Source organism: Escherichia sp. E10V10 (genome assembly GCF_004211985.1).
GTDB lineage: Bacteria > Pseudomonadota > Gammaproteobacteria > Enterobacterales > Enterobacteriaceae > Escherichia.
In genome coordinates, this window is record NZ_RHJO01000019.1 from 34,404 (window position 1) to 52,678 (window position 18,275).

General features: G+C 51.3%; 17 protein-coding genes. 6 read left to right on the plus strand and 11 right to left on the minus strand.

From position 1 onward, the window contains the following. Positions 1–166: 166 nt before the first annotated feature. From D9736_RS18305 to dhaK, 4 genes are all read right to left on the minus strand, one after another. On the minus strand, positions 167–1,864 hold the full coding sequence (locus D9736_RS18305; protein WP_130258895.1) for an alpha,alpha-trehalase: 1,698 nt from the start codon (positions 1,862–1,864) through the stop codon (positions 167–169). Between the two features lie 121 nt (positions 1,865–1,985). Next, positions 1,986–3,404 (minus strand): dihydroxyacetone kinase phosphoryl donor subunit DhaM, encoded by a 1,419-nt coding sequence (dhaM, locus tag D9736_RS18310; RefSeq protein WP_130258896.1) that lies wholly within the window; start codon positions 3,402–3,404, stop codon positions 1,986–1,988. Positions 3,405–3,414: 10 nt separating this feature from the next. Beyond that, positions 3,415–4,047 carry a dihydroxyacetone kinase subunit DhaL gene (gene dhaL, locus D9736_RS18315; RefSeq protein ID WP_130205657.1) on the minus strand — a complete coding sequence of 211 codons (633 nt, stop codon included), beginning with the start codon at positions 4,045–4,047 and terminating at the stop codon, positions 3,415–3,417. A gap of 10 nt (positions 4,048–4,057) precedes the next feature. Beyond that, positions 4,058–5,128 (minus strand): dihydroxyacetone kinase subunit DhaK, encoded by a 1,071-nt coding sequence (dhaK, locus tag D9736_RS18320; protein ID WP_130215987.1) that lies wholly within the window; start codon positions 5,126–5,128, stop codon positions 4,058–4,060. A gap of 227 nt (positions 5,129–5,355) precedes the next feature. Between dhaK and dhaR the strand changes: the two genes are divergently transcribed. Next, positions 5,356–7,275 carry a dihydroxyacetone kinase operon transcriptional regulator DhaR gene (gene dhaR / locus D9736_RS18325; protein ID WP_130258897.1) on the plus strand — a complete coding sequence of 640 codons (1,920 nt, stop codon included), beginning with the start codon at positions 5,356–5,358 and terminating at the stop codon, positions 7,273–7,275. A gap of 37 nt (positions 7,276–7,312) precedes the next feature. Here dhaR and D9736_RS18330 read toward each other — a convergent pair whose 3' ends face one another. The 3 genes from D9736_RS18330 to pth form a co-directional block, all read right to left on the minus strand. Beyond that, positions 7,313–7,489: a hypothetical protein gene (locus D9736_RS18330; RefSeq protein ID WP_165383448.1), complete on the minus strand. Its 177-nt coding sequence runs from the start codon at positions 7,487–7,489 to the stop codon at positions 7,313–7,315. Between the two features lie 189 nt (positions 7,490–7,678). Next, entirely contained in the window at positions 7,679–8,770 is a 1,092-nt protein-coding gene (ychF, locus tag D9736_RS18335) for a redox-regulated ATPase YchF (protein ID WP_000505866.1), read from the minus strand. 116 nt (positions 8,771–8,886) lie between these two features. Then, a complete protein-coding gene (gene pth / locus D9736_RS18340; protein ID WP_130258898.1) occupies positions 8,887–9,471 on the minus strand; it encodes an aminoacyl-tRNA hydrolase in 585 nt (194 codons plus the stop codon). A gap of 277 nt (positions 9,472–9,748) precedes the next feature. On the opposite strand from pth, the gene ychH reads away from it, so the two are divergent. Further along, positions 9,749–10,027, plus strand: a complete 279-nt coding sequence (gene ychH / locus D9736_RS18345; protein ID WP_064528711.1) for a stress-induced protein YchH — start codon at positions 9,749–9,751, stop codon at positions 10,025–10,027. A 59-nt stretch (positions 10,028–10,086) separates the two neighbouring features. On the opposite strand, the gene dauA is transcribed toward ychH, so the two are convergent. The 4 genes from dauA to lolB form a co-directional block, all read right to left on the minus strand. Further along, a complete protein-coding gene (gene dauA / locus D9736_RS18350) occupies positions 10,087–11,766 on the minus strand; it encodes a C4-dicarboxylic acid transporter DauA (RefSeq protein ID WP_130205665.1) in 1,680 nt (559 codons plus the stop codon). Positions 11,767–11,890: 124 nt separating this feature from the next. Then, a complete protein-coding gene (prs, locus tag D9736_RS18355; RefSeq protein ID WP_001298109.1) occupies positions 11,891–12,838 on the minus strand; it encodes a ribose-phosphate diphosphokinase in 948 nt (315 codons plus the stop codon). A 150-nt stretch (positions 12,839–12,988) separates the two neighbouring features. Continuing rightward, positions 12,989–13,837, minus strand: a complete 849-nt coding sequence (ispE, locus tag D9736_RS18360; RefSeq protein ID WP_130258899.1) for a 4-(cytidine 5'-diphospho)-2-C-methyl-D-erythritol kinase — start codon at positions 13,835–13,837, stop codon at positions 12,989–12,991. Further along, complete coding sequence (gene lolB, locus D9736_RS18365) at positions 13,837–14,460, minus strand: lipoprotein insertase outer membrane protein LolB (protein WP_130205669.1); 624 nt, start codon at positions 14,458–14,460, stop codon at positions 13,837–13,839. Before lolB ends, ispE begins: the two co-directional genes overlap by 1 nt. A gap of 213 nt (positions 14,461–14,673) precedes the next feature. On the opposite strand from lolB, the gene hemA reads away from it, so the two are divergent. From hemA to sirB2, 4 genes are read left to right on the plus strand one after another with little or no spacing between them, the layout of a single operon-like run. Then, complete coding sequence (gene hemA, locus D9736_RS18370) at positions 14,674–15,930, plus strand: glutamyl-tRNA reductase (RefSeq protein ID WP_130205671.1); 1,257 nt, start codon at positions 14,674–14,676, stop codon at positions 15,928–15,930. Positions 15,931–15,970: 40 nt separating this feature from the next. Then, a complete protein-coding gene (gene prfA, locus D9736_RS18375) occupies positions 15,971–17,053 on the plus strand; it encodes a peptide chain release factor 1 (protein ID WP_130205673.1) in 1,083 nt (360 codons plus the stop codon). Further along, positions 17,053–17,886 carry a peptide chain release factor N(5)-glutamine methyltransferase gene (prmC, locus tag D9736_RS18380; protein WP_130258900.1) on the plus strand — a complete coding sequence of 278 codons (834 nt, stop codon included), beginning with the start codon at positions 17,053–17,055 and terminating at the stop codon, positions 17,884–17,886. The genes prfA and prmC overlap by 1 nt, the downstream gene beginning before the upstream one ends. Next, positions 17,883–18,275 carry an invasion regulator SirB2 gene (gene sirB2, locus D9736_RS18385; RefSeq protein ID WP_021580704.1) on the plus strand — a complete coding sequence of 131 codons (393 nt, stop codon included), beginning with the start codon at positions 17,883–17,885 and terminating at the stop codon, positions 18,273–18,275. The genes prmC and sirB2 overlap by 4 nt, the downstream gene beginning before the upstream one ends.

Genomic DNA, 18,275 nt, shown 5'->3' on the forward strand with positions numbered 1-18,275 from the left:
AATAGAAGAGTAATGATTAATAAATTGATAATGTAAAATTAATATCTTCTCTGATATAAGAAAATTAAGACATAGATCGTATAATAATCGATGTTTGGTTTTTCGTGGAAAAAAAGAGCAATGCCAATTTTATGCGCGCAATGGCATTGCCCGATATACAGCAAAGTTAAGACGTAGGTTCCGCCTCTTTTTGTTTAACCGGCTGTGTGGTTGATTTACCGGTCGGACGCGTTGCCGGAACGTTGTCACACGGTTGTTCTTTCGGGCAGATCAAATCGAGCATTTTCAGCGTGACGCCATTGGTCCAGCCAAAGCCATCCTGCAACGGGTATTCGCCACCGCCGCCACCTGTTCCGGTGGTACTGACATCATATTTCTCGACCAGCTTCTTCTCCCGGTCATAAGTGTGCTGAACATTGGTCAGGAAGTGCCAGCTAATGTCCATCGCCACCTCGTTCTGCCCGTAGTTTTGCAATCCTTCTGTCGCCACCCATTGCAGGGGAGCCCAGCCATTTGGCGCATCCCATTGCTGTCCACTTTTAACCGATGTGGTGTTCAGTCCGCCAGGTTGCAACAGATGTGTTTTAGTGGCAGCAGCCATTTTGGTCGCGCGATCTTTTGCCGCTGCATTGACATAAAGCGGGAACAGGGCGGCGGCAGTTAACTGATTGCGTACTTTATCGCTCTTCAGATCGTAGTCGGCATACCAGCCATGTTGATCGTTCCACAGGTATTTTTCGATCCCTTTCTGACGGGCATCGGCGAGCGTTTCATATTGGCTGGCCATCGCGTTATCCCCGGCGACTTTACTGGCGCGGGAGAGAATTTTCTCCATCTTATACATCAGACTATTGAGATCGACCGGTACGATGCTGGTGGTGCGTAACGTATTTAACTGCTGCGGGTTGTCCATCCAGCGTGAACTGAAATCCCAGCCAGACGCGGCGGCAGAACGCAGATCGCGGTAAATTTCAGTGGCAGGGCGGTTCGGATTACTTTTGGCGGTGGCAATATCTTCTACCCACGACTCCGGGCGTGGCGTATCGTGGTCATCCCAATAGCGGTTAAGAATAGTGCCATCCTTGAGTTTAACAACGCGTTTTTCCTGTTGCCCGGCCTGCAGGTTTTCAATACCGTCCATCCAGTACGCGTACTCTTTTTGCAGTTGCGGCAGATATTGTTTCAACGCGTCGTCACCTTCGTGTTGCGCGAGTAACTCCACCATCAAGGCAAAAAAGGGCGGCTGCGATCGGCTCAAATAATAGCTGCGGTTACCGTTTGGAATATGCCCATAAGTATCTATTTCATGACCAAAGTTTGCCACCATGTCCGCCACTTTATCCCAGTGACCGCTTTCGGCAAGCCCCAGCATGGTGAAGTAACTGTCCCAGTAATACACTTCGCGAAAACGACCTCCCGGCACGACATAGGGTTTCGGCAACGGCAACAGAGAATCCCATTGTTCGGTACTTTCGGTAGAACGGGTTAACACCGGCCAAAGTCCGTCAATGTGTTCGCGCAGTGACTGCCCCTTTGGAGGCACATATTTTTCTCCCTCTTTCGGCAGGGTGAAATTGACGTTAACGAAATGGCGCAGATCGAACCCGCTCTGATTCTGCTGCATCCGGTAGTCTGCGAGGATCATTAATGGATCGCTGTTAGGAATGGCATCGGCAAAAGTTTTTTGATCAGGAAAAAGTTTGGCGTTTTGCACATCGTTAAACAGAGGGCCTAACAAAATATCAGGCGATTGTGGCGTCACCGGTGTTTCTTCTGCCTGTGCAGATAGCGCGGCGGCACACAATAATACGGCAGCAGGTATTAACGCCACTTTCTGCGAGCGACGAGGGACAAGTGGTTTCATCAATCATTCTCCTTTGGCGATACCGAACAAAACGGTATTCAAGTATCAGAAAACCTTAGTTCAGGATCGCCGTAAGAGCATGATTGAAATCTTTTTCTGCGAACTGACAGACAAATCTGATTTAACTCTGATGCCTGAAGCGTTGTGCTTTTACGTCCAGCGTTAACGTCTCTTCAGGTTGAATCGCATACAGCTTCTCTCCCTGCTGGCAAATCCAGCCAATGCCCAGTTCGCGGGCAATTAGAGCGCTGTGGGATACCGGACTTCCGGCACTAAGGCAGATGCCCTTAACGACTGTCGGATCCAGTTGAAGTACCGTGGAGGGATAAATGTTCTCCGCCAGTAAAATGGTCGGCGCGCTAAACTGAGGGAGTTCTTCTTTTGTCTGTGTCAGGTGGAGCAGGGTGCGATGCAGAAGATCGTCCACATCAATATAGCGAGCCTGCAAATATTCATCATCAATCTGCTGGTATTGCTGGCTAAGTTCTTTAAGAACCTGCTGCCAGGCATACTCCGCCGTGCAATGTTCATGCTGAAGGAGTTCGCTTGCCGCTACCCGCAGTTCAGGATCGTCTAATAGTGTATGGTGGCCGGAAAAAATTGCTGCGATATCGTCGAGCCCGCTTGCTTCTGCCTTTGCCGTTAACGTCATCAGATCTAACAACGTGAAGTCAATTGCCTGGCGTAACCGTTCCTGTTCTTCTTCCACGCTCAGTGATGATTTTGCCTGTACTGTGCATAAAACCGGTTGATAATAAAAGGCTTTTCCTGTGACAGGCGGAACTGGACGCAGAGTTGGCGGTGCTATCTCTTCCATTTCACCAAAGTTATCTTCAGCCAACTGGCGAAAAGCGACCAACGCCTCTTCAGCCTCTGGCCCTTTTGCAATCAGGCGCAGCGTATCGTTACAGCGGACTTGTAACAGCGCAATCTGGTTAATACTCTCCGGTGTTACGCACTTACCGTTTTTCTCCAACAACATGTCTGCATTAAATGTCGATAAGGTATAGACCAGTCGGGAGGCTGGACGGACGTGGAGTCCGTTACGGTTTTTAATCACCACTGCCAGAGAACGGGCTTCTTCATCGTACGAGGGGCATATGTCGGAGATTTCAGTAGCGGATGATGGTAAGCCCAGTTGTTCTCGTTTGGCTTCCAGCGCATGCATGGCGTCATGGATGACTTTGTCGATAGCCGCCCCCGAGGCTGCGCTGACGGCGGCTGCTAACGTTCCTTCGACCAACGGTGCAGCGCACAAACGTACTCTCGCGGCGATCTCTGGCGCCAGCAATTCCAGTGCGGTTTCTGCACTCAATAACGCACTCCCCATATCCATCATGACCAACACATGGTCGGCATCGGCAACGGATTCGATGGCTTCCATCACTTTGACGGCATCTGTACCGATGGGATTCTGTGGATCGTCAATTCCTGCGGCAATGGCGATTTTACAACTATCGCCCATTAACATCTGGCGAGCTAATTCACCGACACCTTCTCCCAGTCGGGCGCTATGTGAAACTATGACCAGGTTTACCATCACCAATTCCTTACTCTTTTGCGGCTAACGCCAACATTTGCATCATAAACATCACGGAGGTTGCACCAGGATCCTGGTGACCAATACTGCGTTCACCGAGATAACTGGCCCGGCCTTTGCGGGCTTGCATCGTAATCGTGCTTTGTGCGGCGGATTCCGCGACGCTACTGGCGGCTTCGAGCGCCGCCGGAACAGAAAGGTTTTGCTCACTGGACTGGCGTAACGACTCAACCACTGGCCCCCAGACATCGCACATGGTTTTATCGCCTGGTTCTGCTTTCCCCCGACTGATTACGCCGTCTGCGCCATCACGGAACATCTGATAAAGCTCTATCAACGTCAGGCTTTGACGTGCCTGAGTTGCCTGTGCCGCACGGATAAAGAACGTACCGAACAGTGGGCCGCTGGCACCGCCGACGCTGGAAAGCAACGTCATGCCGGTATTCTTGAGAATGAAACCGATGTCTTTATCCGCGATGGCAGGGAGTTTTTCCACCACTTTGCTAAAGCCACGATTCATATTCAGCCCGTGGTCAGCGTCGCCAATTTCACGATCCAGCCCGGTAAGATAATCGCTCTCTTTGCTGAAAATTTCTCCACAGCGAGTGAGCCAGGTAACAATTTGAGTTCTGCTCAGTGACATGGTTATCTCCTTATTTACCCCAGTTAAGCGCCGGGGTGTGGACCGGGGCGTCCCATAACGCCAGCGTTTCGTCATCAACTTTCAGTAAGGTGATGGAAAAACCGGTCATGTCCAGTGAGGTGCAGTACGCGCCGATTAAATTACGCTCGATAGTCAAGCCAGCTTGCTGGCAACGCGTGGTCAGGCGGTTATAGACGCCATACAGTTCAGAAAGCGGTGTCGCGCCAAGATTGTTGACCAGCGCAATCACGCGATCGCCAGACTGAAGCGGTTGTTTAGTTTGCGTCTCTTCCTGCCAGCTACCTTGTCGATAATCCCAGAAGCGCAGCGTGCGGTGATATGTGCCATTTTCCAGCAGCGTGTCGAACATTTCATCGACAGTTTGATCAAGAGAGGAGAAGGGGCGGCGGTCAATACCCGGCTCACCATGAATGCCGACACCAAATTCCATTTCATTATCTGCCAGCGTAAAAGAAGGTTTGCCTGCAGCAGGGACGGTACAGGCACCGAGGGCGATACCAATAGAGTGGCCCTGATTGTTCAACTTACGCCCCAGTTGTGCACAAGCCTCCAGCGAGTCACCGCGTTCTGCCGCTGCGCCAACAATTTTTTCAATTAATACTGTATTGGCAACGCCGCGCCGCCCGGCGGTATAAAGACTGTCTTTTACTGCAACGTCGTCATCAATGACCACGGTGGTCACTTTTACGCCACTATCGTGCAGTAATTCGGTCGCTGTCTCGAAGTTAAGAATATCGCCGGTATAATTTTTGATAATCAGCAGTACACCTTCGCCACCATCGATTTGCATGGCACATTCAAAAATTTTATCGGGCGTCGGTGAGGTGAAAATTTCGCCAGGACACGCCCCCGAGAGCATACCCTGGCCAATATAACCACAGTGCATGGGTTCGTGTCCGCTGCCGCCTCCCGACAATAACGCCACTTTTCCTGCAATTGGCGCATCGGCTCGGGTGACATACACCGGATCCTGATGCAGTGCCAGCGAAGGATACGCTTTCGCCAGTCCCGCCAGTTGTTCGTTCAGTACGTCTTGCACATCATTGATCAATTTTTTCATTATTTTGCTCCAGCAATTAGGGTAGGGCATGGATGATGTTCAACGACACGGCGACCACTGACTGCCGGTAAATCCATTGTGCATCAGGCAGGGGAAAAGAAAATTAACCCAAATTATGTTTCACAATGAAACATATTCTTTAATAAATGTTCCATAACGGAACAATGCCGAATCTGGATAAGTAAATTTGCGATGCGGAACACCTTTTTGTCATAAGGGCAGCAAATATGAATGACGGTTTTAACAACCAGCAACAGAGCGTATCTCCCTTGATAGCAGCATCCTGGGAGCGATGCCGCAAGCTGATGAAACGGGAGTCATGGAGCGTACCGCATCAGGCTCGGGGCGTGACATTTGCTTCTATCTATCGGCGTAAGGAAGCGATGCTGGCACTCGGGCAAGCGGCACTGGAAGATGCCTGGGAATATATGGAATCGCGGGCGTGCGGACTGTTCATCCTTGATGAAACCGCCTGCATCCTTAGTCGTTATGGCGATCCACAAACGTTGCACCAGCTTAGTGTCCTGGGATTCAATGACGGCACGTATTGCGCAGAGGGAATTATTGGTACTTGTGCGCTATCGTTAGCGGCTATCTCCGGTCAGGCAGTGAAAACGATGGCCGATCAACATTTCAAGCAGGCGCTATGGGATTGGGCATTTTGTGCAACGCCACTGTTTGACAGCAAGGGCCGATTAACGGGAACGATAGCGCTGGCGTGTCCGGTTGAGCAAACCACCGCAGCCGATTTGCCGTTGACGCTGGCAATTGCGCGCGAGGTAGGAAATTTACTGCTGACAGACAGTTTACTGGCTGAAACAAACCGGCATTTAAATCAGCTTAACGCCTTGCTGGAAAGTATGGACGATGGCGTGATTAGCTGGGACGAGCAGGGTAATTTGCAATTTATCAATGCCCAGGCGGCGCGTGTTTTGTGTCTGGACGCGACGGCAAGTCAGGGAAGGGCGATCACTGAGCTATTAACGCTACCAACCGTATTGCAACAGGCAATAAAGCAAGCTCATCCCCTCAAACATGTGGAAGCGACTTTTGAAAGTCAGCACCAGTTTATTGATGCGGTCATTACCCTTAAACCGATAATTGAAACGCAAGGGACCAGCTTTATTCTGTTGCTCCATCCGGTAGAACAGATGCGGCAGTTGATGACCAGTCAATTAGGAAAAGTCAGCCATACCTTCGCTCATATGCCACAGGACGATCCGCAAACCCGCCGGTTGATCCATTTTGGCCGCCAGGCGGCGCGCAGCAGTTTCCCGGTGTTACTCTGCGGAGAAGAAGGCGTTGGCAAAGCACTGTTAAGCCAGGCCATTCACAATGAAAGCGAGCGTGCGGCGGGTCCCTATATCGCGGTTAATTGCGAGTTATATGGCGACGCGGCGCTGGCGGAAGAATTTATTGGTGGCGATCGCACGGAGAATGAAAATGGTCGTCTGAGTCGGCTGGAACTGGCACATGGCGGCACGTTGTTCCTTGAAAAGATTGAATATCTGGCGGCAGAGTTACAGTCTGCGTTGCTCCAGGTTATCAAACAAGGCGTCATCACAAGACTGGATGCGCGGCGTTTAATACCCATTGATGTCAAAGTGATTGCCACTACAACAGCAGATCTGGCGATGCTGGTGGAGCAAAATCGCTTTAGTCGTCAGCTTTATTACGCGCTTCATGCATTTGAAATTACCATCCCGCCTTTACGGATGCGGCGCGACAGTATTCCGGCGCTGGTGAATAACAAATTACGCAGTCTTGAAAAACGCTTCTCTACGCGTCTGAAAATTGATGACGATGCGCTTACTCGCCTGGTTTCTTGCGCATGGCCCGGCAATGATTTTGAACTTTACAGCGTCATCGAGAATCTTGCGCTGAGTAGCGACAACGGACGCATTCGTGTCAGTGATTTGCCGGAACACCTGTTTACTGAACAGGCGACAGATGATGCCAGCGCTACACGTCTTTCTACCAGTCTGTCATTCGCGGAAGTTGAAAAAGAAGCGATTATTAACGCGGCCCAGGTGACTGGCGGCCGTATTCAGGAAATGTCGGTTTTACTCGGGATTGGTCGCACTACGCTGTGGCGAAAAATGAAGCAATACGGCATTGATGCAAGTCAGTTTAAGCGTCGTGGATAGCGGGAAAGTAGGCACTCTCCCGCGTATGACTTGCTAATTAATAGCGACCATGACTGCCATGATTTGGCCCACCATTTGAAGGTGGCATTGGCTTACCGGAAGCCGCAGGACCACGCGGGCCATCGTTGTGGCGGTGATGATGGTGAGGAACACAAGCACTTAACAGGCTCGCAAAGACAATTGCTAACAGACTGAAGGTAAATGTTTTTTTCATGACAAACTCTTGAACGGTTAATGCACTGTGATTGTTATCACATAAAAGCCGCATTGTTAATATTGCCAGGAGTCTGATTATGAGTTTCGGTAACTCAGAATTGAAAGAAGCAGCGTAGCAGGCGTAAAAAAGCCATTATGTGCGACTCACATAATGGCTCGTTATTAACCGCCAGGGTATTACGTGGAATTAGACGTTGAACAGGAAGTTCATCACATCGCCATCTTTAACGATGTAGTCTTTACCTTCTGCACGCATTTTGCCCGCTTCTTTCGCACCTTGTTCACCTTTGTAAGTGATGAAATCTTCAAACGAGATGGTTTGTGCGCGGATAAAGCCTTTTTCAAAATCGGTGTGGATTTTGCCAGCAGCCTGTGGCGCAGTTGCTCCAACAGGAATAGTCCATGCGCGTACTTCTTTCACCCCAGCGGTGAAGTAAGTTTGCAGATTCAGCAGTTTATAACCGGCACGGATCACACGGTTCAGGCCTGGTTCTTCCAGCCCCAGTTCCTGCATAAACTCGTCACGTTCTTCGTCGTCCAGTTCGGCAATGTCAGCTTCAACAGCAGCACAAACCGGAACCACAACAGAACCTTCTTTCGCCGCGATTTCACGCACCTGGTCAAGATACGGGTTGTTTTCAAAACCGTCTTCGTTGACGTTGGCGATGTACATCGTTGGTTTCAGCGTCAGGAAGCTCAGGTAACGAATCGCCGCTTTCTCTTCAGCGCTTAAATCCAGCGCGCGCAGCATGCCTGCGTTTTCCAGCTGTGGCAGGCATTTTTCCAGTACCGCCAGCTCGGCTTTCGCGTCTTTATCGCCACCTTTGGCTTTCTTCTGTACGCGGTGAATCGCACGTTCGCAGGTGTCGAGATCCGCCAGCGCCAGTTCGGTGTTGATAACTTCAATATCGTCCGCCGGGTTAACTTTGCCGGAAACGTGAATGATATTGTCATTCTCAAAGCAGCGAACAACGTGGCCGATCGCTTCGGTTTCACGAATGTTAGTCAGGAACTGGTTACCCAGACCTTCACCTTTCGACGCGCCTTTTACCAGACCGGCGATATCAACAAATTCCATGGTCGTGGGAAGCGTACGCTGCGGTTTTACGATTTCAGCCAGTTGATCCAGGCGAGGGTCAGGCATTGGTACGACGCCCGTGTTCGGCTCGATGGTACAGAATGGAAAGTTGGCCGCTTCAATACCGGCTTTGGTCAGCGCGTTGAACAGGGTAGATTTCCCGACGTTGGGCAAACCGACGATACCGCATTTGAATCCCATGATTTAAATCACCTTAATATCTTAATAATCAACCTGTTATCACAAACAGATTGCAGAAATGGAAATAACTTTGCCTATTATACACGGCACTCGGCAAAAATGCCGCAGACAACGACTTATTGCGCTTTAAAGGCGTGTAATCGGTTCGTTGCTTTGGTCAAACCATCTGTAAACCACATTTCAGTACAACGCGCCGCTTCGTCGATGGCTTCATCAATTAACTTCTGTTCACTAACAGGTGGTTTGCCTAACACAAACCCAACAACTTTGTTTTTATCGCCCGGATGACCGATTCCGATGCGTAAACGGTGAAAGTTAGGGTTATTACCCAATTTACTGATGATGTCTTTCAGTCCATTGTGACCACCGTGGCCACCGCCCAATTTAAATTTGGCGACGCCCGGAGGCAGATCCAGTTCGTCGTGAACCACCAGAATTTCGTCCGGATTAATGCGGAAAAAACTGGCCATCGCGGCGACGGCTTTGCCGCTGAGATTCATAAATGTAGTCGGGACTAACAGGCGGACATCTTCGCCTCCGAGGGTAACTCGCGAGGTATAACCAAAGAATTTAGCCTCTTCGCGCAGGGGAGCGCGTAAACGCTCCGCCAGTAAGTCAACGAACCAGGCGCCAGCATTATGTCGCGTTGCGGCGTATTCAGCGCCGGGGTTCGCCAGGCCGACAATCAATTTAATCGTCACGTTTTTTTGTCCTGAGTGAGTACATAACTGGCGCGTAGTTTACTGGTTGCGGCCCCGCTTGACAAAAAACAGCGTGTTAAACGCAGATAACATAATAATTGCCAGTATCGACTATTAGAAAGTCAAGGTGTTCAGACGGTTATTTGTAAAGTTTTGTTGAAATAAGGGTTGTAATTGTGATCACGCCCGCACATAAGCCACAGGGTGTTGTCTATACTTTACACATAAGGAAGAGGGGTATTCCCTGTTACAACCCAGAAAGTTCCGGAGGTGACACATGAAACGCAAAAACGCTTCGTTACTCGGTAACGTGCTTATGGGGTTGGGTCTGGTGGTGATGGTGGTCGGCGTGGGGTATTCAATCCTCAACCAATTACCACAGTTTGATATGCCCCAGTATTTCGCACACGGTGCAGTGCTGAGTATTTTCGTCGGTGCCATTCTCTGGCTGGCGGGAGCCCGTGTTGGCGGGCATGAACAGGTGTGCGACCGTTACTGGTGGGTTCGCCACTATGACAAACGTTGCCGCCGTAGCGATAATCGCCGTCATAGCTAACAACTAAAGTAGTTTGCTGACCAGTCAGTTTGCGCTGACTGGTCAATTTAATGCCTTTCTTACAGATCAGCCATCGCTGCGCTGCGATTCGGGAAGAACGCCAGACGTCCCGGAATCGGTTGAATACCGGATCGGGCCATTGTACGCAGAGGCTGGAATTCCACGTTACACACGCGCAGTTCACACCCTTCAGGCAGGCGCTTCACAAAACGCTGGAACGCATCAAGACCACCGGCATCCAGCACCGGAACGGCATCCCACTTCAGAATAACAATCCGTTTTCCTTCCAGACGTGATTCCAGGTCGGTGAACAGACCTTCAGCCGCCGCGAAAAACAGCGGGCCAATAACACGCAAGACCAGAACATCATCAGGAACGTCTACTGCCACCGGCGCCAGACGAGTCATACGGGCGATACGGCGCATAAACAGCAACGATGCCAGAACAATCCCCACGCTGATGGCAATAACCATATCAAACAGCACGGTCAGTGACATACACAGCAGCATGACGATGATGTCATCTTTCGGCGCATGACGCAGCAAGTCGACCACTTTGTGCGCTTCACTCATGTTCCACGCCACCATCAACAGCAGGGCTGCCATGGCGGAAAGCGGCAGCCAGGAGAGCAGCGGTGCCAGTACCAGCAGGGCAAGAATAACCAGAATAGAGTGGATCACCGCCGAGATAGGGGAAGTTGCTCCGGCACGGACGTTAGCGGCAGAACGCGCGATGGCAGCTGTAGCGGTAATACCACCAAAGAACGGAGCGATAATATTCCCCAGCCCCTGACCGACCAGTTCGCTGTTCGCCTTGTGTTTCGTCCCGGTCATACCATCCAGCACCACGGCGCAGAGCAGTGATTCGATTGCGCCGAGCATTGCCATTGAGAATGCCGCAGGCAGCAGGGTGCGAATAGAATCCCAGGTTAGTGTGAACTCTGAATTAGGCAGGTCCCACGGCAGCACCAGTTGCGGCAGCAGTTGCGGAATACCGTTACCCTGAGAACCATCGGCCAGAACGTAGTGGAATTGCGATCCGATGGTAGCAACATGTCCGCCAAGCAGGTTAACAATCCCCATCACCGCGCAACCAGCCAGCAAGGCCGGAAGGTGGCCAGGTAAACGAATACCCAAACGTGGCCAGAAAATCAGAATGCCCAGCGTCACGATACCAATCGCAGCATCACCCACATTAATGGTCGGCAGCGCCATAAATAATGCGCCGACTTTTTGTAGATAATGTTCCGGGACATGAGCCATTTGCAGACCGAGAAAATCTTTAATCTGCATAGTACCGATGGTAATACCGATACCCGAGGTAAAACCTAAGGTGACGGAAACCGGAATATATTCAATCAGACGACCAAAGCGCGCCAGACCCATCAGGATCAAAAAGATCCCCGACAACAACGTCGCAACCAGCAGGCCTGCCAGTCCAAACTGTTGCGAAACGGGATAGAGAATTACTACAAATGCTGCAGTCGGACCGGAAACGCTAAAGCGCGACCCACCCGTCAGAGCTATGACAATCCCCGCAACGGCAGCGGTATATAAACCGTATTGAGGAGCCACACCACTGCCAATTGCCAACGCCATCGCCAGAGGAATAGCAATAATCCCAACGGTTATCCCGGCAATAAGGTCACGGGTAAACCGTGCGGCAGTGTATTTTTCTTTCCAGCAAGCGTCGATCAGAGCGCGGAAAGGCATCACATGTGAGGAAAATATTTTGTTCACAATAATGTTTCATCCGTGAGCGCATCATCTGTCAACTAAATGGCAGGTGAAGGAGGCATAGGTCATACAAATGGATATTACAGACAAAAAAACCCGCCGCAGCGGGTCTTTGAGCCGGGTTCGATTAATGTTCGAACATGGCAGAGATCGATTCTTCGTTGCTGATACGACGAATCGCTTCGGCCAGCATACCTGACAGGGTCAGAGTACGCACGTTCGGCAGTGATTTGATTTCATCGCTCAGCGGAATGGTATCGCAGACAACGACTTCATCAATTACAGAGTTACGCAGGTTGTTCGCCGCGTTGCCAGAGAAGATCGGGTGAGTCGCGTACGCAAATACACGCTTAGCACCACGTTCTTTCAGAGCTTCAGCAGCTTTACACAGCGTACCGCCAGTGTCGATCATATCATCGACCAGTACGCAGTCACGACCTGCAACGTCACCGATGATATGCATCACCTGGGAAACGTTCGCACGCGGACGACGTTTGTCGATGATTGCCATATCGGTATCGTTCAGCAGCTTAGCGATAGCGCGGGCACGCACAACGCCGCCGATGTCCGGAGAAACCACAATCGGGTTATCCAGATTCAGCTGCAGCATGTCTTCCAGCAGGATCGGGCTACCAAATACGTTATCAACCGGAACGTCGAAGAAACCCTGAATCTGTTCAGCGTGCAGATCCACTGTCAGCACACGGTCAACACCGACGCTGGAGAGGAAGTCTGCAACCACTTTCGCAGTGATTGGTACACGAGCGGAACGGACGCGACGGTCCTGGCGCGCATAGCCAAAGTAGGGGATAACAGCGGTGATACGACCTGCGGAAGCACGACGCAGGGCATCAACCATCACGACTAATTCCATCAGGTTGTCGTTAGTAGGGGCACAAGTGGACTGGATGATGAAAATATCACCACCGCGTACATTTTCGTTAATTTGTACGCTGACTTCGCCGTCGCTAAAGCGACCTACAGCGGCGTCGCCGAGTGAAGTGTACAGGCGGTTGGCAATACGTTGTGCTAGTTCCGGGGTGGCGTTACCAGCAAAAAGCTTCATATCAGGCACGAGAAGAACCTCAGGCATGCGTCCATTGGTGGAAAGAATCTGCCGAAAACTGTGCGGGCCAGGCAATATTCTTTCCAGGCGGTGTATTAAAGAGCGCGATGCAACGTCTGGAACAAGGTGACGTTGTCACCGAAACTCAGCTTGCCCGGCTTAAAGCATGGCTCTGTGCAATGGGGAAAGATTGACACCTTTCGCCACAAAGCCATTGAGCCATTCCGGGGCTTGCTCTAGCACCTGGCGGGCTTCAGACTCTGTATCAAATTCAGCAAAGACACAGGCCCCTGTCCCAGTCAGGCGCGACGGGGCGTATTCTAACAGCCAGGAAAGCACCGCATCAACCTCGCGAAAACGTTTTCTTGCGATAACCTCGCAATCATTGCTGAATTCACATTTTAGCAACGTTTCTATTGACCTTTTCGCCGTGTTGCGCGGGAGTTCGGGATCTTTAAAAATCATTGGCGTAGGAATACTCACGCCAGGGTGCGCAACCAGATACCATTTCTCTGGTGGATTCACCGGCGTTAATATTTCACCGACCCCTTCGGCAAAAGCAGCATGACCACGGACAAAAACCGGAACATCTGCGCCCAGCGTCAGACCGATTTCTGCCAACTCATCAACACTCAGTCCGCATTGCCACAGATGATTTAAAGCGACCAGAACTGTTGCGGCATTGGATGAACCACCGCCCAGACCACCACCCATAGGCAAACGCTTGTCAATGCTGATATCTGCACCACTTCCTATCGGAAGACGCCCACTGGCGGCGGCTTTCATCAACAACCGTGCCGCGCGAACAATCAGGTTATCTTCGTGTTCCACACCTTCAACTGGCGTTAACAGGCGGATTTCCCCATCGTTGCGAAGTTCAATGCTGATAGTGTCGCCGTAATCCAGAAACTGAAACAGCGTTTGCAGCGTGTGGTAGCCGTCCGCACGCTGACCGGTAATGTATAAAAACAGATTAAGCTTTGCCGGAGAGGGCCACTGAGTCCGCATTATTTCACTATCCAGTTATCCATTTTTAACTTGATGCGTTGACCGCCTTCGGTGAGTTCCATGTTGGCAGGCATCGCAGGTTGCGTTTTGGTGTCATAACCGCCATATACCACTTTCCATTTTTTACCGTTCTGACTATAGGTAATTTCGCTCAGGCGGTACTGGTCGTCCAGTTTGTAGTCGGTTGCATCACCTGGCAAACCTAAAATCCACTGGCGCAAACTGTTGAGCGGAATCGGCATTCCGGTCAATTTGCCAATCATCTCTTCGGCGTCATCGGCGGTGTAACGCTGGCCTTTATTGTCCACTAACTGCACATTACCCGGCTGGGCATTCAACTCCAGTTCCGTGCTGCCCAATGGGTTAGTCAGCAGCAGACGGTAGCGATCCTGGCCAGTTTGCTGCCAGAAGAAACGGGCATACACTTTTTGTTGGTCAGAAATATAGGCAAATGCACCGCGTGTCTGATACTGATTAAGATTACGCACGTCTTGCTGATGCTGACGCCACTGTGGCGAATCCGGGCTTTTGCCTGGACCTTTCGGCGTCGTAACGGAACAGGCCGTGAGCACGAGAGCAGCCAGCGGTAGCAGGCGGATAAAGCGAAAATCGGGCAGGGGCATAATAATGACAAGTCCTTGAGATACGTTGCAGTTATAACCCTTAATGCTAGCGTTACCGTCAGCCATCGTCTATGTTCAAGTTGTCTTAATTGCCAGAATCTAACGGGTTTAGGCAATTACTCCAAAAGGGGGCGCTCTCTTTTATTGATCCCGCGCATCCTGTATGATGCGAGCAGACTAACCATATCAACGTTGGTATTATTTCCCGCAGACATGACCCTTTTAGCACTCGGTATCAACCATAAAACGGCACCTGTATCGCTGCGAGAACGTGTATCGTTTTCGCCGGACAAGCTCGATCAGGCGCTGGACAGCCTGCTTGCGCAGCCGATGGTGCAGGGCGGCGTGGTGCTGTCGACGTGTAACCGCACAGAACTTTATCTTAGCGTTGAAGAGCAGGATAACCTGCAAGAGGCGCTCATTCGCTGGTTGTGCGATTACCATAATCTCAACGAAGAAGATCTGCGTAATAGCCTCTACTGGCATCAGGATAACGACGCGGTCAGCCATTTAATGCGTGTTGCCAGTGGTCTGGATTCACTGGTATTGGGCGAACCGCAAATCCTCGGCCAGGTAAAAAAAGCCTTTGCCGATTCGCAAAAAGGCCATATGAAGGCCAGCGAACTGGAGCGTATGTTCCAGAAATCTTTCTCCGTGGCGAAACGCGTTCGCACTGAAACGGATATTGGCGCCAGTGCGGTATCTGTTGCATTTGCGGCTTGTACGCTGGCGCGGCAGATCTTTGAATCGCTCTCTACGGTGACCGTATTACTGGTTGGCGCGGGCGAAACCATCGAGCTGGTGGCGCGTCATCTGCGCGAACACAAAGTACAGAAGATGATTATCGCCAACCGTACTCGCGAACGTGCCCAAATTCTGGCAGATGAAGTCGGCGCGGAAGTGATTGCCCTGAGCGATATCGACGAACGTCTGTGTGAAGCCGATATCATCATCAGTTCCACCGCTAGTCCGCTGCCGATTATCGGTAAAGGCATGGTGGAGCGCGCATTAAAAAGTCGTCGCAACCAACCGATGTTGCTGGTCGATATTGCCGTTCCACGCGATGTTGAGCCAGAAGTTGGCAAACTGGCGAATGCCTACCTTTACAGTGTTGATGATCTGCAAAGCATTATTTCGCACAACCTGGCGCAACGTAAAGCCGCCGCAGTTGAGGCGGAAACTATCGTTGCTCAGGAAACCAGCGAATTTATGGCGTGGCTACGCGCACAAAGCGCCAGCGAAACCATTCGCGATTATCGCAGCCAGGCTGAACAAGTTCGCGATGAGTTAACCGCCAAAGCATTAGCCGCTCTTGAGCAGGGCGGCGACGCGCAAGCCATAATGCAGGATCTGGCATGGAAACTGACTAACCGCCTGATCCATGCGCCAACGAAATCACTTCAACAGGCCGCCCGTGACGGGGATAACGAACGCCTGAATATTCTGCGCGACAGCCTCGGGCTGGAGTAGCAGTACATCATTTTCTTTTTTACAGGGTGCATTTACGCCTATGAAGCCTTCTATCGTTGCCAAACTGGAAGCCCTGCATGAACGCCATGAAGAAGTTCAGGCACTGCTGGGTGATGCGCAAACCATCGCCGACCAGGAACGTTTTCGCGCATTATCACGTGAATATGCGCAGTTAAGTGATGTTTCGCGCTGTTTCACCGACTGGCAACAGGTTCAGGAAGATATCGAAACCGCGCAGATGATGCTCGACGATCCGGAAATGCGCGAGATGGCGCAGGATGAGCTGCGTGAAGCTAAAGAAAAAAGCGAGCAACTGGAGCAACAGTTACAGGTTCTTTTGCTGCCAAAAGATCCCGATGATGAACGCAATGCATTCCTCGAAGTGCGTGCCGGAACCGGCGGCGACGAAGCGGCGCTGTTCGCTGGCGATCTGTTCCGTATGTACAGTCGCTACGCAGAGGCCCGCCGCTGGCGTGTAGAAATCATGAGCGCCAGCGAGGGTGAACATGGCGGTTATAAAGAGATCATCGCCAAAATTAGCGGTGATGGCGTGTATGGTCGTTTGAAATTCGAATCTGGCGGCCATCGCGTGCAGCGTGTTCCTGCGACAGAATCGCAAGGGCGTATTCATACTTCTGCTTGTACCGTAGCGGTAATGCCGGAGCTGCCGGAAGCAGAACTGCCGGATATTAACCCGGCAGATTTGCGTATCGATACTTTCCGTTCTTCAGGCGCAGGTGGTCAGCACGTCAACACCACCGATTCGGCAATTCGTATTACTCACTTGCCGACCGGTATTGTTGTTGAATGTCAGGACGAACGTTCGCAGCATAAAAACAAAGCGAAGGCACTTTCAGTGCTTGGTGCTCGTATCCATGCGGCGGAAATGGCAAAACGCCAGCAGGCAGAGGCTTCCACCCGTCGCAACTTGCTGGGTAGCGGCGATCGCAGCGATCGTAACCGTACCTATAACTTCCCGCAGGGGCGTGTTACCGATCACCGCATCAACCTGACGCTCTACCGTCTGGATGAAGTAATGGAAGGTAAACTGGATATGCTGATAGAACCGATCGTCCAGGAACATCAGGCCGACCAACTGGCGGCGTTGTCCGAGCAGGAATAATGGAATATCAACACTGGTTACGTGAAGCAATAAGCCAACTTCAGGCGAGCGAAAGCCCGCGGCGCGATGCTGAAATCCTGCTGGAGCATGTTACCGGCAAGGGGCGCACTTATATTCTCGCCTTTGGTGAAACGCAGTTGACTGAAGAGCAATGTGAGCAACTCGACGCGCTTTTAGCTCGTCGTCGTGCCGGTGAACCTATTGCTCATTTAACCGGTGTGCGTGAATTCTGGTCGTTGCCATTATTTGTTTCGCCAGCGACCTTAATTCCGCGCCCGGATACGGAATGTCTGGTGGAGCAGGCACTGGCGCGATTGCCTGAACAACCTTGCCGTATTCTCGATCTTGGAACTGGCACTGGGGCAATTGCGCTGGCATTGGCCAGCGAACGCCCGGATTGCGATGTTACGGCGGTTGACCGAATGCCTGACGCTGTCGCTCTTGCGAAGCGCAATGCGCAAAATCTGGCAATCAAAAATATCCACATCCTGCAAAGCGACTGGTTTAGTGCGCTTGTCGGACAGCAGTTTACGATGATTGTCAGTAATCCGCCGTATATTGACGAGCAGGACCCACATCTTCAACAAGGCGATGTCCGCTTTGAGCCACTCACTGCGCTGGTTGCGGCAGACAGCGGAATGGCAGACATCGTGCATATCATCGAACAGTCGCGTAACGCGCTGGTATCCGGCGGCTTTCTGCTTCTGGAACATGGCTGGCAGCAGGGCGAAGCTGTGCGACAGGCATTTATCCACGCGGGATATCATGAAGTCGAAACCTGTCGGGACTATGGTGATAACGAGCGCGTAACGCTCGGTCGCTATTATCGATGATAAGTTTTACTACGCTGCTTAGCGTTCATCTCATTAGCATCGCGCTTTCTGTTGGGCTCTTAACCCTACGATTCTGGCTACGTTACCAGGAGCATCCACTGGCATTCGCTCGTTGGACGCGCATTGTGCCGCCGGTTGTCGACACGGTGTTATTGCTTAGCGGCATCGCGCTGATGGCTAAAGCGCACATCCTGCCATTTTCCGGGCAGGCTGAATGGCTGACTGAAAAGCTGTTTGGAGTTATCATTTATATCGTTTTGGGTTTTATTGCACTCGATTATCGTCGGATGCACAGTCAGCAGGCGCGCATTATTGCCTTCCCGCTGGCGCTGGTGGTGCTGTACATCATCATTAAACTCGCCACCACAAAAGTACCGTTACTGGGGTAA